This window comes from Kiloniella antarctica (genome assembly GCF_042682825.1).
GTDB classification, from domain to species: domain Bacteria; phylum Pseudomonadota; class Alphaproteobacteria; order Kiloniellales; family Kiloniellaceae; genus Kiloniella; species Kiloniella antarctica.
In genome coordinates, this window is sequence record NZ_JBHUII010000003.1 from 1 (window position 1) to 14,294 (window position 14,294).

The 14,294-nt window shown below is 46.9% G+C and carries 27 protein-coding genes; all 27 read left to right on the forward strand.

The window, feature by feature from the left end; translation table 11 throughout:
• Window positions 1-216 precede the first annotated feature (216 nt).
• The 27 genes from rpsJ to rplQ all read left to right on the forward strand — a co-directional run bounded on the left by rpsJ (window position 217) and on the right by rplQ (window position 14,256).
• Entirely contained in the window at window positions 217-531 is a 315-nt protein-coding gene (gene rpsJ, locus ACFSKO_RS06025; protein ID WP_380249491.1) for a 30S ribosomal protein S10, read from the forward strand.
• Window positions 532-534: 3 nt separating this feature from the next.
• Window positions 535-1,248, forward strand: coding sequence for a 50S ribosomal protein L3 (gene rplC / locus ACFSKO_RS06030; RefSeq protein WP_380249493.1), 714 nt, complete (start codon window positions 535-537; stop codon window positions 1,246-1,248).
• Between the two features lie 2 nt (window positions 1,249-1,250).
• Window positions 1,251-1,868: a 50S ribosomal protein L4 gene (rplD, locus tag ACFSKO_RS06035; RefSeq protein ID WP_380249495.1), complete on the forward strand. Its 618-nt coding sequence runs from the start codon at window positions 1,251-1,253 to the stop codon at window positions 1,866-1,868.
• A complete protein-coding gene (locus ACFSKO_RS06040; RefSeq protein ID WP_380249497.1) occupies window positions 1,865-2,197 on the forward strand; it encodes a 50S ribosomal protein L23 in 333 nt (110 codons plus the stop codon). Before rplD ends, ACFSKO_RS06040 begins: the two co-directional genes overlap by 4 nt.
• A 4-nt stretch (window positions 2,198-2,201) precedes the next feature.
• Window positions 2,202-3,032 (forward strand): 50S ribosomal protein L2, encoded by an 831-nt coding sequence (gene rplB, locus ACFSKO_RS06045; protein ID WP_380249499.1) that lies wholly within the window; start codon window positions 2,202-2,204, stop codon window positions 3,030-3,032.
• A 16-nt stretch (window positions 3,033-3,048) separates the two neighbouring features.
• Entirely contained in the window at window positions 3,049-3,327 is a 279-nt protein-coding gene (gene rpsS / locus ACFSKO_RS06050) for a 30S ribosomal protein S19 (protein WP_380249501.1), read from the forward strand.
• A 1-nt stretch (window position 3,328) separates the two neighbouring features.
• The gene (gene rplV / locus ACFSKO_RS06055) at window positions 3,329-3,709 is read left to right on the forward strand and encodes a 50S ribosomal protein L22 (protein ID WP_380249503.1); all 381 of its coding nucleotides are present in this window, start codon (window positions 3,329-3,331) and stop codon (window positions 3,707-3,709) included.
• On the forward strand, window positions 3,709-4,389 hold the full coding sequence (gene rpsC / locus ACFSKO_RS06060) for a 30S ribosomal protein S3 (protein WP_380249505.1): 681 nt from the start codon (window positions 3,709-3,711) through the stop codon (window positions 4,387-4,389). The genes rplV and rpsC overlap by 1 nt, the downstream gene beginning before the upstream one ends.
• Window positions 4,390-4,415: 26 nt before the next feature.
• Window positions 4,416-4,838, forward strand: a complete 423-nt coding sequence (gene rplP / locus ACFSKO_RS06065; protein ID WP_380249507.1) for a 50S ribosomal protein L16 — start codon at window positions 4,416-4,418, stop codon at window positions 4,836-4,838.
• Window positions 4,838-5,032: a 50S ribosomal protein L29 gene (rpmC, locus tag ACFSKO_RS06070; RefSeq protein WP_380249509.1), complete on the forward strand. Its 195-nt coding sequence runs from the start codon at window positions 4,838-4,840 to the stop codon at window positions 5,030-5,032. The genes rplP and rpmC overlap by 1 nt, the downstream gene beginning before the upstream one ends.
• 12 nt (window positions 5,033-5,044) lie before the next feature.
• Window positions 5,045-5,290, forward strand: coding sequence for a 30S ribosomal protein S17 (gene rpsQ, locus ACFSKO_RS06075; protein ID WP_380249512.1), 246 nt, complete (start codon window positions 5,045-5,047; stop codon window positions 5,288-5,290).
• Window positions 5,291-5,306: 16 nt separating this feature from the next.
• On the forward strand, window positions 5,307-5,675 hold the full coding sequence (gene rplN, locus ACFSKO_RS06080; RefSeq protein WP_047763793.1) for a 50S ribosomal protein L14: 369 nt from the start codon (window positions 5,307-5,309) through the stop codon (window positions 5,673-5,675).
• Window positions 5,675-5,995, forward strand: a complete 321-nt coding sequence (gene rplX, locus ACFSKO_RS06085) for a 50S ribosomal protein L24 (protein WP_380249514.1) — start codon at window positions 5,675-5,677, stop codon at window positions 5,993-5,995. Before rplN ends, rplX begins: the two co-directional genes overlap by 1 nt.
• 12 nt (window positions 5,996-6,007) lie before the next feature.
• A complete protein-coding gene (gene rplE / locus ACFSKO_RS06090; protein ID WP_380249517.1) occupies window positions 6,008-6,553 on the forward strand; it encodes a 50S ribosomal protein L5 in 546 nt (181 codons plus the stop codon).
• A 22-nt stretch (window positions 6,554-6,575) separates the two neighbouring features.
• Entirely contained in the window at window positions 6,576-6,881 is a 306-nt protein-coding gene (rpsN, locus tag ACFSKO_RS06095) for a 30S ribosomal protein S14 (RefSeq protein ID WP_380249519.1), read from the forward strand.
• Window positions 6,882-6,896: 15 nt separating this feature from the next.
• Entirely contained in the window at window positions 6,897-7,295 is a 399-nt protein-coding gene (gene rpsH, locus ACFSKO_RS06100; protein ID WP_380249521.1) for a 30S ribosomal protein S8, read from the forward strand.
• Window positions 7,296-7,307: 12 nt separating this feature from the next.
• Complete coding sequence (rplF, locus tag ACFSKO_RS06105; protein ID WP_380249523.1) at window positions 7,308-7,841, forward strand: 50S ribosomal protein L6; 534 nt, start codon at window positions 7,308-7,310, stop codon at window positions 7,839-7,841.
• Between the two features lie 3 nt (window positions 7,842-7,844).
• On the forward strand, window positions 7,845-8,207 hold the full coding sequence (gene rplR, locus ACFSKO_RS06110) for a 50S ribosomal protein L18 (protein WP_380249525.1): 363 nt from the start codon (window positions 7,845-7,847) through the stop codon (window positions 8,205-8,207).
• A 13-nt stretch (window positions 8,208-8,220) separates the two neighbouring features.
• On the forward strand, window positions 8,221-8,790 hold the full coding sequence (gene rpsE / locus ACFSKO_RS06115; protein ID WP_380249527.1) for a 30S ribosomal protein S5: 570 nt from the start codon (window positions 8,221-8,223) through the stop codon (window positions 8,788-8,790).
• 6 nt (window positions 8,791-8,796) lie between these two features.
• On the forward strand, window positions 8,797-8,985 hold the full coding sequence (rpmD, locus tag ACFSKO_RS06120) for a 50S ribosomal protein L30 (protein WP_380249529.1): 189 nt from the start codon (window positions 8,797-8,799) through the stop codon (window positions 8,983-8,985).
• 46 nt (window positions 8,986-9,031) lie between these two features.
• Entirely contained in the window at window positions 9,032-9,496 is a 465-nt protein-coding gene (gene rplO, locus ACFSKO_RS06125; protein ID WP_380249531.1) for a 50S ribosomal protein L15, read from the forward strand.
• Between the two features lie 89 nt (window positions 9,497-9,585).
• Window positions 9,586-10,914, forward strand: coding sequence for a preprotein translocase subunit SecY (secY, locus tag ACFSKO_RS06130; protein ID WP_380249533.1), 1,329 nt, complete (start codon window positions 9,586-9,588; stop codon window positions 10,912-10,914).
• On the forward strand, window positions 10,911-11,483 hold the full coding sequence (locus ACFSKO_RS06135) for an adenylate kinase (RefSeq protein ID WP_380249535.1): 573 nt from the start codon (window positions 10,911-10,913) through the stop codon (window positions 11,481-11,483). The genes secY and ACFSKO_RS06135 overlap by 4 nt, the downstream gene beginning before the upstream one ends.
• Window positions 11,484-11,748: 265 nt before the next feature.
• Window positions 11,749-12,117: a 30S ribosomal protein S13 gene (gene rpsM / locus ACFSKO_RS06140; protein ID WP_380249537.1), complete on the forward strand. Its 369-nt coding sequence runs from the start codon at window positions 11,749-11,751 to the stop codon at window positions 12,115-12,117.
• A gap of 15 nt (window positions 12,118-12,132) precedes the next feature.
• Entirely contained in the window at window positions 12,133-12,522 is a 390-nt protein-coding gene (gene rpsK / locus ACFSKO_RS06145; protein WP_380249539.1) for a 30S ribosomal protein S11, read from the forward strand.
• 166 nt (window positions 12,523-12,688) lie between these two features.
• Window positions 12,689-13,705, forward strand: coding sequence for a DNA-directed RNA polymerase subunit alpha (locus ACFSKO_RS06150; protein ID WP_380249541.1), 1,017 nt, complete (start codon window positions 12,689-12,691; stop codon window positions 13,703-13,705).
• A gap of 131 nt (window positions 13,706-13,836) precedes the next feature.
• Window positions 13,837-14,256, forward strand: a complete 420-nt coding sequence (rplQ, locus tag ACFSKO_RS06155) for a 50S ribosomal protein L17 (protein WP_380249543.1) — start codon at window positions 13,837-13,839, stop codon at window positions 14,254-14,256.
• Window positions 14,257-14,294 lie beyond the last annotated feature (38 nt).

Consider the following 14,294-nt stretch of genomic DNA (forward strand, 5'->3'; position numbering starts at 1 on the left):
GATCCGTGAAGGCGGCCGTACCGTTGGTGCTGGTGTCGTTTCAAGTATCTCAAAATAAAAAAAATAAAATAAACATTGATAGCGGCGGCGCGTTTTGGTAAAGAACGCACCGTCGCTATTTTTTTATGTGACAATTATCTGTATTAACTCTGAAAGGGGTTAACTGCGTTCCTCTACCGAAGAAGGTACGAACGGGTTAATCAAGGGTGGCTGAATATGTCCAGCCAGAATATTAGAATTCGCCTTAAGGCGTATGATCACAGGGTCCTCGACCAATCGACCTCTGAGATCGTTGGCACGGCAAAGCGCACTGGTGCGCAAGTTCGTGGTCCAATACCTCTTCCGACTCGCATTGAGAAATTCACTGTATTGCGTGGCCCTCACGTTGATAAGAAAAGCCGTGAACAGTTCGAAATTCGGACTCACAAGCGTCTTATTGATATCGTCGAGCCGACACCGCAAACCGTTGACGCGCTGATGAAGCTCGATCTAGCGGCTGGCGTTGATGTCGAGATCAAACTGAAAGGCTAAGCGATGCGTACTGGTCTTATTGCGCAAAAACTTGGCATGTCTCGTGTCTTCACAGATGCTGGTATTGATGTTCCAGTAACTGTTCTGAAGCTAGACAGCTGTCAGGTTGTTGCTGTTCGTACACAAGATACGGATGGTTATAATGCGATTCAACTTGGCTCTGGTGTAGCCAAGGTGAAAAATGTGAGTAAAGCTGAGCGTGGCCATTGTGCCAAAGCTAAAGTTGCTCCAAAAAAACACACTGCAGAATTCCGCGTTTCCGCCGACGCTCTATTGGAGCCTGGTGTTGAGCTTGATGCAGGCCACTTTGTTGCTGGTCAGTATGTAGACGTTACCGGAACTTCTATCGGTAAAGGTTTTGCTGGTGCAATGAAGCGTCATAATTTTGGCGGTCTTCGTGCTACTCACGGTGTATCTGTTTCTCACCGTAGTCACGGTTCTACTGGTAACAGTCAAGATCCGGGCAAGGTGTTTAAAGGTAAGAAAATGGCTGGTCACATGGGTGACCGTCGCGTAACTACACAGAACTTGGAAGTTGTTGCCACTGATGGTGATAACGGCCTTATCCTTGTGAAGGGTGCAATTCCTGGATCTAAGGGTGGTTGGGTGTATATTGCCGATGCTGTAAAGCGTGCCCTTCCCGAAGGTGTTCCGTTCCCAGCTGGCCTTAAGGCTTCTGGCTCTGATGCGCCTGCAGCTGAAGAGAAGGATCAATAACCATGAAAATCGCGGTTACATCCCTCGAGAACAAAAAAGCTGGTGAAGTTGAACTGAACGAAACTATTTTCGGTCTTCCTGTACGTGCTGATCTACTCGCTCGTATGGTCAACTATCAGCTTGCTAAGCGTCGTGCTGGCACTCACAAAGTTAAAGAACGCGGCGAAGTTCGCGGTTCAACTCGTAAGATCAAGAATCAGAAAGGTGGCGGCGCTCGTCACGGTTCTATTCGTGCTAACCTCTTCCGTGGTGGTGGTGTTACTCATGGACCTCGCGTCCAGGATCACTCACACGATCTTCCGAAGAAAGTACGTCTTCTTGCTCTTAAAACAGCTCTTTCTGCAAAAGTTGCAGAAGGTAAGTTGATTGTTTTGGATAACACTGAAGTCAAAGAACCAAAGACTTCTATTCTTGTTAAGAAATTGGCAGCTTTAGGTTGGACTTCAGCCTTGGTTATCGATGGAACAACAGTGAATGAAGGTTTTGCTCGTGCTTCACGCAATATCCCTTGCATTGACATTCTGCCACAACAGGGTGCTAATGTGTTTGATATCTTGCGTCGCGACACTCTGGTTCTGACCAAAGATGCTGTTGAAGCGCTGGAGGCGCGTCTAAAATGAGCAGAGCACGCGCACGTAACACCAAGCCGGTGACCGTTTCTAAAGAACGGATGTATGAAATCATTCGTCGCCCGGTCATCACCGAGAAGGCTACTCTGGGTTCTGAGAACAACCAGGTTTCCTTCCAAGTTCCGCTTGATGCAACTAAGCCTGAAATCAGTTTGGCTATTGAAGGTTTGTTTGGCGTTAAGGTTGAAGCAATTAATACGCTTCGCGTTAAAGGCAAAAGCAAACGTTTTAAAGGTCGCCCTGGTCGTCGTTCCGACGTCAAGAAGGCTATTGTTTCCCTGTCCGATGGGGACAGCATCGACGTGACGACGGGAATTTAATCCGATGGCGTTGAAAACATTTAATCCAGTCACACCAAGTCAAAGAAACCTGGTGCTGATCGATCGCTCTGATTTGTATAAAGGCAAGCCTGTTAAGAAATTGACAGAAGGCCTTTCGAAATCAGGTGGACGTAATAACAATGGTCGGATCACCATGCGCCGTCGCGGCGGTGGTCACAAACGTTCGTACCGTATTATCGATTTCAAACGTACAAAGTTTGATGTTGCTGGTATAGTTCAGCGTATTGAGTACGATCCGAACCGTACGGCGTTTATCGCCTTAATCGAATATGCAGATGGTGAGCAAGCTTATATCTTGGCTCCTCAGCGTTTGCAGGTTGGTGATAGTGTCATCTCTGGCGCTAAAACCGATGTTAAGCCTGGTAATGCTATGCCACTTAGCGCGATTCCTGTGGGAACTATTGTCCACAATGTCGAGCTAAAGGCTGGTAAGGGTGGGCAGATTGCTCGTTCAGCCGGTACTTATGTACAATTGGTTGGTCGCGATGCAGGATATGCCCAAATTCGCTTGAACTCTGGCGAGTTACGTATGGTACGCGCCGAATGCATGGCTACGGTTGGATCCGTGTCTAACCCGGACAATTCGAATCAGAAACTTGGTAAAGCTGGGCGTAATCGCTGGCTTGGCAAGCGTCCTTCGGTCCGTGGTGTAGCTATGAACCCGGTGGACCACCCGCACGGTGGTGGTGAAGGTCGTACTTCGGGTGGTCGCCACCCGGTCACTCCTTGGGGGAAACCTACCAAGGGTGCTCGTACTCGCTCTAACAAGAAGACCGATGGACTAATTATCCGTCGCCGTCATCAGAAACGCTAAGTGAGGGGATGGCCATATGGCTCGTTCCGTTTGGAAAGGCCCGTTTGTTGACGCCTATCTTTTAAAGAAGGCTGAAACCGTGCGTAGCGCGGGTCGAAACGAAATTATTAAGACATGGTCCCGTCGTTCCACCATCATGCCACAGTTTGTTGGTTTGACTTTTGGTGTGTACAACGGCCGTAAGCACATCCCAGTTCTAGTAACTGAGAATATGGTTGGCCATAAATTCGGTGAATTCTCGCCTACACGTACCTATTGGGGTCACGCTGTAGACAAGAAGGCGAAGAGGAAATAATATGGGTAAGTCAAAACGTGAGAGTACGTTAGCTGACAATGAAGCTCGTGCTATTGCTGTCAATCTTCGCACTTCACCGCGTAAGTTAAATTTGGTTGCGGCTAGCATTCGTGGGAAATCTGCAGAATCTGCTTTGGCAGAGCTGACTTTCTCCAAGCGTCGTATTGCTATCGAAGTGAAAAAAGCACTTCAATCAGCAATTGCTAATGCTGAAAACAATCATCAGCTTGACGTCGATCGTCTCTTTGTATCTGAGGCTTTCGTTGGTAAAAGCTTTGTCATGAAGCGCTTTCGTGCTCGTGCTCGCGGCCGTGTCGGTCGTTTGCTCAAGCCTTGGAGTCAATTGACAGTGGTTGTTCGTGAACGCGAGGAGACAGCGTAATGGGTCAAAAGATTAATCCTATCGGCCTTCGTGTCGGTATCATTCGGACCTGGGATTCTCGTTGGTTTGCGGATTCAGATTATGCTGAGTTGCTTCATGAAGATCTTAGCATCCGCGAGTTCTTGCGTATTCGCTTGAAACAAGCTGGTGTGTCTCGGATCATTATTGAGCGTCCGGCTAAAAAAGCCCGTGTTACTATTTACACTGCCCGTCCGGGTGTTGTGATTGGTAAAAAGGGTTCGGATATCGAAAAACTACGTCGTGAGCTTCAGAAATTGACTTCTAGCGAAGTCCATCTGAACATCGTAGAGATTCGGAAGCCAGAAATTGATGCGAAATTGGTTGCAGACAACATCTGTAGTCAGTTAGAACGTCGTGTGGCTTTTCGTCGTGCTATGAAACGTTCCGTTCAATCCGCTATGCGTCTCGGCGCACAGGGCATTCGTATTAACTGTGCTGGCCGTTTAGGTGGTGCAGAGATTGCTAGGACTGAATGGTATCGTGAAGGCCGTGTTCCTCTTCACACTTTACGTGCAGAAGTTGATTACGCTGAATCCCGTGCATTGACCACATTTGGTATTTGTGGTGTGAAGGTATGGATCTTCAAAGGCGAAATCATGGAACATGACCCGATGGCCATGGATAAACGAGCTCAGGATTCACAGGCAGCTCGTTCGTAACGAGCTTAGCTTGAGGAAGTAGAACTATGCTACAGCCTAAGCGGACAAAGTTCCGCAAAGCATTTAAAGGCCGGATACACGGTAATGCTAAGGGGGGTACCCAATTAAATTTTGGTGCCTTTGGTCTAAAAGCCATGGCCCCTGGTCGTGTTTCATCCCGCCAAATCGAAGCGGCCCGTCGTGCTGTTACACGTCATATGAAACGTGTCGGTAAGTTGTGGATCCGTATTTTCCCAGATGTTCCTGTAACAGCAAAGCCTGCTGAGGTTCGTCAGGGTAAAGGTAAAGGTAACATTGAGTGGTGGGCAGCCAGAGTTAAACCTGGTCGTATCATCTTTGAGCTTGATGGTGTACCTATGGAAGTTGCTCGTGAGGCGTTCTCACTGGCATCCGCCAAATTACCAATTCCGACGAAATTTATTGTTCGTCCGGGTGAGGGAGTGAACTAATGAAATCAAGTGATCTCCGTACTAAAACGGCTGATGAGCTTAAGGAAGAAATGATTAAGTTGCGTAAAGAGCAATTTAATCTCCGCTTCCAACAAGCCAGCGGTCAACTTGAAAACACGGCTCGGTGCCGTCAGGTTCGCCGTGACATCGCCCGAGTCAAAACTGTCCTGCAGTCTCTGCAGGCAGCTTCTTAAGGAGTTTACACAATGCCACGGCGTGTGTTGCAGGGTGTCGTAGTTAGCGATAAGACCGACAAGACCATTACTGTTCTTGTAGAACGTCGCGTTATGCATCCGATCTACAAGAAGTTCATTAAGCGTTCGAAGAAGTATCACGCTCATGACGAGACCAACGCGGTAAAAGCGGGAGATGTCGTCAAGATTCGTGAATGCAGTCCAATTTCCAAGACTAAGTCTTGGGAACTGGTCCGTGACGCTTCTTCTGAAGCATAGTATTTAGGATATAGCCATGATCCAGATGCAGTCTCAGCTTGAAGTAGCTGACAATTCCGGTGCTCGTAGAGTACAGTGCATCAAGGTGCTTGGTGGTTCCAAACGTAAAACCGCCAGTATTGGTGACGTCATCAAAGTCTCTGTCAAGGAAGCAATTCCACGTGGCAAAGTCAAAAAAGGTGATGTTCATCGTGCCGTGATAGTTCGCACGGCAAAAGAAATCCGTCGTCAAGACGGCACCTCGATCCGCTTCGATACTAATGCGGCTGTTTTGATTAACAAATCAAATGAGCCTATTGGTACACGTATTTTCGGCCCGGTTACTCGTGAGTTGCGTGCGCGCAGCTTCATGAAAATCGTGTCATTGGCGCCTGAGGTGCTGTAATGAACAAAAAATTGAAGATCAAAAAAGGCGACCAAGTCATTATGACTACTGGTCGCGATAAGGGAAAAAAGGGCGAAGTGCTTAAAGTACTTCGCGACGAAGACCGTGTACTCGTACAAGGTATCAACGTCGTGAAAAAGCACCAAGCTGCTTCCCAGACATCACCGGGCGGAATCATCGAAAAAGAAGCTTCCGTTCACATTTCTAATATTGCACTAATTGATCCAAAATCTGGAGATGCCACACGTATTGGTTATCGTACAGAAGATGGTCGCAAAGTGCGCTTCGCCAGAAAATCTGGCGAAGTAGTTGATGTATAGGGCGAGGTTGATATGACACAGCCACGCTTAAAAGCACATTACAATAGTGAAGTTAGAGACGCTCTTAAAGGTGAGTTTAACTACACTAATCCAATGCAAATTCCTAAGCTCGAGAAGATCGTGCTTAATATGGGCGTTGGTAAAGCCGTGCTGGACACCAAAAAGGTGAAAAATGCAGCTTCTGAACTCGAGGCAATTGCCGCTCAGAAACCTGTAGTTACTCGTGCTAAGAAATCCATTGCGGGTTTCAAAGTTCGTGAAGACATGCCGCTTGGTTGTAAAGTTACACTGCGCGGCGATCGCATGTATGAGTTTCTTGACCGTCTTGTTACCATTGCTCTTCCACGTGTTCGTGATTTTCGCGGCGTGAAAGGTAATGCATTTGATGGCCTTGGTAACTATAACATGGGTCTCAAGGAGCAGATTGTGTTCCCGGAAATTGAATACGATCGCGTAGACGAAATCCGTGGTATGAATATCACGATCTGCACCACGGCGAAAACCGACGGGGAAGCGAAAGCTCTCCTGGCTAGGTTCGACATGCCGTTCTCTGATTGAACGGGCAGAAAGGAATAGTAGTATGGCTAAGAAAAGTGCCATTGCTAAAAACGAGAAACGCCGCCGTATGGTAGCGAATCAAGCTGAAAAGCGTGCTGCTCTCAAAGCGATTGCAACAGACCGTTCAGCTTCCCCGGAAGAAATCTTCCAGGCAAGCATGAAATTGGCTCAGTTGCCTCGTGACGGAGCAAAAATTCGTGTGCGTAACCGCTGTGGCGTCACAGGACGTCCACGTGGTTTCTATCGTAAGTTCAAGCTCTCTCGGATCGCACTGCGTGATCTGGCCTCAGTCGGCCAGGCACCTGGTGTGACCAAGTCGAGCTGGTAAGAAAGGACCGACGATATGGCTATGAGTGATCCTTTAGGGGATATGCTTACCCGCATCCGTAACGGACAGCTGGTTGGTAAAAATGTAGTTCGTGCGCCTGCTTCTAAGTTACGTGCTAACGTTCTCGAAGTTCTAAAACGCGAAGGTTTTATTCGTGGATTTAGTGTCGAAGATGTTCGCGCTGGCATTAGTGAGCTATCAATTGAACTCAAATATGCAGATGGTGATCCGGCGATTTCTGAAATCAGCCGTGTCTCCCGTCCAGGACGTCGCGTGTATTCCAAAATCAAGGAATTACCACGTTACTATAATGGATTGGGTGTGACCATTCTTTCTACGCCTAGCGGCGTTATGTCCGATCAGGAAGCCCGTACCGCCAATGTTGGCGGTGAGGTTCTCTGCCAAGTATTCTAAGGGGAATATGATATGTCTCGTGTAGGCAAAAACCCCGTAGAAGTCCCAGGCGGGGTAGAAGTAAAGATTGACGGCAATGTCGTCTCTGCAAAAGGGAAGCTGGGTGAACTCAGCTTCGCAGCTACGGATGATGTAACGTTTACTCTCGATGATGGTAAAGTTACAGTAACTCCAGCTAATGACAGCAAGCGTGCCCGCTCTATGTGGGGAACAGCTCGCAGTCGTGTACAGAATCTGGTGACTGGTGTTTCCGAAGGATACACTAAGAACCTTGAGATTAACGGTGTTGGTTATCGCGCGGCTGTTCAGGGTAACTCCTTGAACTTGCAACTCGGCTATTCCCACGATGTTATTTTTGAAATCCCAGACGGAATTTCAATTAAGTGTGAAAAGCCGACGGCAGTTGCCGTTACGGGGATCGACAAGCAGAAAGTTGGCCAAGTGGCTGCTGTTATCCGTGCTTACAGACCACCTGAACCTTACAAAGGTAAAGGTGTTAAGTACGCGGATGAAGTTATTCTGCGCAAAGAAGGCAAGAAGAAATAACCCATGCGTAAGCTTATTTCATTGCACGATCGCCGCAAAAGTCGCGTTCGTACACAGCTACGGCGCACGGGTAATGGTCGTCCTCGTTTGTCAGTATTTCGCTCAAGCAAAAATATCTATGCTCAAGTGATCGATGACAAGCAGGGTGTCACTGTTGCCGCTGCGTCAACCCTGGACGGAGCTCTGAAGAGCGAGTTGAAAACTGGAGCAGATAAAGACGCTGCTATCAAAGTTGGAAAACTTGTTGCAGAGCGTGCCGTCGCCGCCGGCATCACGGACGTCGTTTTCGACCGTGGTGGATACATTTATCACGGACGTGTTAAGGCTCTTGCCGACGCCGCTCGTGAAGCTGGCTTAAAGTTCTAAGGGGACTAGTTTTATGGCACGTTCTCAAAAAGAAAATCGCGGTCGTAGAGATGATCGCAACCGCGATGAACCGGAACTGATTGAAAAACTTGTTGGTATCAACCGTGTTGCTAAGGTGGTCAAAGGTGGCCGTCGTTTTGGCTTCGCTGCTATTGTCGTCGTTGGTGACGGTCGTGGTCGTGTTGGCTATGGCACTGGTAAAGCCCGTGAAGTTCCTGAAGCAATTCGTAAAGCAACGGAAGACGCAAAACAAAATATGGTACGCGTTCCTCTTCGTGAGGGCCGTACTCTGCACCATGACATTAAAGGTCATTACGGTGCAGGTAATATTGTAATGCGTAGTGCACCTGTAGGTACTGGTATTATTGCTGGTGGTCCTATTCGTGCAGTTTTCGAAGCTCTTGGTGTACAGGATGTGGTCTCTAAGTCCACTGGTACTTCAAACCCGCATAACCTGATTAAAGCAGCTCTCGATGGTCTCGTACGTTCACGTAGTCCTCGTATGGTTGCTCAGCGTCGCGGTAAGAAAGTTTCTGACATCCTAGGTAACCGCGCTGCTGGCAGCGCAGAAGCTCAAGGATAATATACCATGGCTAAGAAACAAACCGTTACTGTGGTTCAAATAGGAAGTCCAATCGGACGGACTAAAGATCAGCGCGCAACTCTTGTTGGTCTGGGCCTCAATAAAATGAACCGTCGTCGTACATTGGAAGATACTCCTTCTGTACGCGGCATGATCAATAAAGTTAGCCATCTTGTGAAGGTTGTGGAGGCCTAGGGGCCTTCCGATCTCTTTACAAGAAGGGGAAACTGGGACCATTACGATGAAGCTAAATCAGCTTTCAGATAACCCTGGTGCTACGAAAGATCGCAAACGCGTCGGTCGTGGTACCGGGTCTGGCTACGGCAAGAATGCCGGTGGCGGACACAAGGGTCAAAAGTCCCGTTCCGGTGTAAGCATAAAAGGCTTCGAAGGCGGACAGATGCCATTGCATCGTCGTCTACCGAAACGTGGGTTTAACAACATCTTCCGGAAGAACTATGTTCCTTTGAACATCGGTCGTCTTCAGGCAGCGATTGACGCTAAGAAAATCGATGCTAAAAAGCCGATTGATCAAGAAGTTCTCGTTTCTTCTGGTATCATTACTAATGCTCGTGACGGCATTCGCCTTTTGGCGAACGGCGAATTGAAAGCAAAAGTGACAATCACTGTTGCTGGCGCTTCAGCCGCTGCTATTGCAGCCGTAGAAAAGTCTGGTGGCTCTGTCACCGTTCCTACGAGCGAGTAATATGTTAAGGCAGAAACTCCTTTCTTAGGATAGGGGGTTTCTGCCTTTTCTTTTTTTAGTCAATTTTTATTAATACCGGGAACAGGCATATGGCATCTGCTGCTGAGCAATTAGCCGCGAACATTAATCTTAGTGCGTTTTCAAAAGCCACTGATTTGAAAAAGCGTATCTGGTTCACACTAGGTGCGCTAATTGTTTATCGTCTGGGAACATATATACCTATACCTGGTATTGATCCGATCATTTTCCAGCAGGCTTTTAATAACCAAGCTGGTGGTGTGCTTGGGATGATGAATATGTTCGGCGGTGGTGCGCTAGAACGAATGACAATTTTTGCTCTGAACATTATGCCCTACATTTCTGCATCCATTATTATGCAGCTTATGACCGCTATTTCTCCACAGATTGAAGCTCTTAAAAAGGAGGGCGAATCTGGCCGCAAAAAAATTAATCAATATACAAGATACGGTACTGTTATTCTTGCAGCTGTTCAGGCCTTTGGTATTGCCCGAGGACTTGAGGGAGCACAAGGTTTTGGTGCATCGGTAATCAATCCTGGTCCTTTCTTTGAACTTACAACGGTTATCACTTTAACGGGTGGTACAGTGTTCTTGATGTGGTTGGGTGAACAGATAACCCAGCGCGGTATCGGTAACGGCATTTCTCTTATTATCTTCTCTGGTATTGTCGCAGGTCTTCCTCAGGCTTTGGCTCAAACCTTTACGCTTAGTCAGAGCAATGGTTTCGTGGCACTGATAATTATTCTTGTACCTCTGGTTATCGCAGGTATCGTATGCTTTGAGCGTGCTCACCGACGTCTGATTGTTCAATACCCAAAGCGTCAGGTCGGGAACAAAATGTTTGGTGGTGATTCTTCTCACCTGCCTATTAAACTTAATGTTTCAGGTGTAATTCCTCCGATCTTTGCTTCTTCGCTCTTACTTATGCCCATTTCTGCTGCTCAATTCTCAGCAGGAAGTGGACCTGAATGGCTCACTTGGGTTACAGCGAACCTAGGCCGTGGTTCGCTTGGCTATATGATTTTGTTTAGTACTCTGATTGCATTTTTTGCTTTCTTCTACAAAAGCATCGTATTTAATACAGAAGATACGGCTGATAACCTTAAGAAGAATGGTGGTTTCGTCCCGGGTATACGCCCTGGAAAGAATACAGCCAATCATCTTGACTACATTATAAACCGGCTAACAATAGCTGGGGCTGCATATCTGGTGGCTGTTTGTTTGTTACCTGAGATTCTGATTTCCCAATATGCTGTACCTTTCTATTTTGGCGGAACAAGTCTTTTGATCGTCGTTTCCGTTACAATGGATACAGTGGGTCAGATACATTCTCATTTGGTAGCCCATCAATATGAAGGTCTAATTAAAAAATCAAAATTAAAGGGTAGGCGTGGATGAACATAGTATTGTTTGGCCCTCCAGGGGCAGGAAAAGGTACTCAAGCTGAATTACTTGTGAAAGAACACGGTATCGTGCAGCTTTCTACTGGTGATATGCTTCGTGCTGCTGTCTCAGAGGGTACAGAACTTGGTAAGCAAGCGAAAACAGTCATGGATGCAGGCCAGCTTGTAGCTGATGAACTTATGATCGGAATTATTTCTGATCGGGTCGATCAAGCTGATTGTACAAACGGTTTTATTCTCGATGGTTTTCCACGCACTGTAGCTCAAGCCGAAGGGCTTGATGTTATGTTGCAAGAAAAAGGATTAAAGCTCGATAGCACTATTGAGATTGTTGTTGATGAGCAAATTCTTTTTGGACGAATTGAGCAACGCGCCAAAGAAACCCCGGAATCAGAACGTCGTGCTGATGATAATGCAGAGACCTTGAAAAAGCGTCTTGCTGTCTATCATGAACAGACTGCTCCTGTGCTGCCTTACTATGAAAAGAAGGGCAATTTGCACAAAGTTGATGGAATGCAATCCATCACAGAAGTCGCGAATCAGATCGCTGGCTTCTTAAAGTAATACTTGGCCATTGACAGGCGGACGGATTGGCATATAATCCGCCGCCGAATGGACAATTTAGTTGGTGAATGAGGCTTTTGAAGCCTTGTACCTAACGAAACGTATGTAAGGTGAACTTATCTAGCGCCCCATACACCTCTGAGTTTCGGCTCAGATAGAATTAAGGACGGCGTCTCTCATTTCACCTCTGGAGATAGTCGCGGATTGAATTAACCTAGGGTTGCCTGATAGTTGGCACCCGTTCAATGTTTGTGAGGAGAGCGTATTGGCTCGTATTGCTGGCGTCAACATCCCGACGCAAAAGCGGGTACTCATCGCATTGACCTATATCCATGGTATTGGTCCTGCGGTATCTAAGAGAATCTGTAACGAAGTTGGCATTCCGGCGGAACGCCGTGTCAACGAACTTACAGAAGACGAAGTACTTCGTATTCGTGAATCAATTGATAATAGTTGCACTGTTGAAGGTGACCTTCGCCGTGAAACTTCTATGAACATTAAACGTCTGATGGACCTTGGTTGCCTTCGTGGCCTTCGTCATCGTAAACGTCTTCCTGTTCGTGGGCAACGTACTAAGACCAACGCTCGTACGCGTAAAGGTCCTCGTGTTGCTATTGCTGGCAAGAAGAAATAAGAGGGTATCTAGATAATGGCTAAACCTCAGACGAAAGTCCGTAAACGCGAGCGGAAGAACATATCTTCCGGTATCGCTCACATCAGTGCTACTTTCAATAACACGATCATCACGATTACAGATGTACAGGGAAATGCTATTTCCTGGGCTTCTGCTGGTGGTCTTGGTTTTAAGGGTTCTCGTAAATCTACTCCTTATGCAGCTCAGCTTGCTGCAGAAGATGCTGGCAAAAAAGCTCAGGATCACGGAATGAAAACTCTTGAAGTAAACGTTAAAGGCCCAGGTTCTGGACGTGAGTCTGCTCTTCGTGCCTTGCAGGCAGTTGGCTTCACTATCACGGGTATCCGTGACGTGACACCAATTCCGCATAACGGATGTCGCCCGCCTAAACGCCGTCGCGTATAAGTGTGCTTAGGGCAGGCTGATTAACGGATAGCCTGCCTTTTCTAACCAGTCAGAAGCCGGAATGTTCTCTAACGTTCACCGGCTTTTTGGCATATATATGACATTGCAAGAACCATTGTTACCTCCGTTAGTAATCGATAGCTTGCGCGTCACAAGGAAATATACTGTGATTCAGACAAACTGGGGTGCTTTGATCAAACCTGAAAGTCTCGTTGTCGAGGCTGGTATTGATAGCAACCGTATTGCAAAAGTTGTTGCAGAGCCACTAGAACGTGGTTTTGGACTTACTCTTGGTAATGCTCTACGTCGTGTTTTGCTGTCATCTCTACAGGGTGCTGCTGTAACATCTATCCATATTGATGGTGTTTTACACGAGTTCTCATCTATTCCAGGTGTTCGCGAAGACGTCACTGACGTTATTCTAAACATCAAAGCCATTGCCTTGCGCATGGAAGGTGAAGAGCCAAAACGTATGCGTTTGCGTGCTGAAGGTCCGGGTTCTGTTACTGCAGGCCAGATTGAAACGACTGGTGACATCGAAGTGATGAACCCAGATCTTATCATCTGTACCCTGGATGATGGAGCGCACTTGGACATGGAACTTACTGTAGATACTGGTAAGGGTTATGTTCCTGCTGTTCAGAATGCAGTCGAAGATGCGCCAATCGGTCTTATTCCGGTTGATTCTATCTTTTCACCTGTTCGTAAAGTGTCTTACAAAGTCGACAACACACGTGTTGGTCAGGTAACTGATTATGATCGTCTAACGCTTGACATTGAAACTGATGGATCCATTACTCCTGAAGATGCAATCGCAGTTGCTTCCCGTATTCTTCAAGATCAACTTTCTCTCTTCGTGAACTTCGATGAGCCTAAAGTTGAAGAAGTAGATGATCGTCCAAGTGAACCACCGTTCAACCGTAATCTTCTTCGTAAAGTTGATGAACTTGAGTTGTCCGTTCGTTCTGCAAATTGCCTTAAAAACGATAATATCGTTTACATCGGCGATCTTGTTCAAAAAACAGAAGCCGAAATGCTTCGTACGCCTAACTTCGGTCGTAAGTCCCTCAATGAAATTAAAGAGGTTCTTTCTGCTATGGGTCTCCACCTCGGTATGGAAATTGCTGAGTGGCCACCAGAGAATATCGAAGAATTGGCTAAACGTCTCGACGAACCTTTTTAATAAGGTTTCTCTTGGGTATTAAGGGGAAATTACTCCCCGAAGACTATCGACTTCATCTGGTCTAACGACCGGGCGGCGATAGGAAGTTAAATCCGTCTCGTGAGCGAGACATTAGATAAAGGAGAACAGTAATGCGTCACGGAATGAGTGGTCGTAAACTAAATCGTACCTCTAGCCACCGTAAGGCTATGTTTGCAAACATGGCTCACGCTTTGATCAAACATGAACAGATTAAAACTACGCTTCCAAAAGCTAAAGATCTTCGTCCTATTGTTGAGAAGTTGATCACACTTGGTAAGCGCGGTGACCTGCACGCCCGTCGTCAGGCTCTGGCTGTTCTTCGTGACACAAAGATTACTGCTAAACTATTTGATGAGTTGGCAACACGGTACAAAGAACGTCAGGGTGGTTACTCTCGTGTTCTTAAAGCGGGTTTCCGTCATGGTGACATGGCGCCAATGGCATTTATCGAACTAGTTGACCGTAATCTTGATGCTAAAGGTCAGGATTCTGGCCCAGTAGATACAGACGAAGGTGAAGGTGAAGAGTAAGCCTCTTTTCCATACTTCCTCTATTGTTTAGCAAAAGG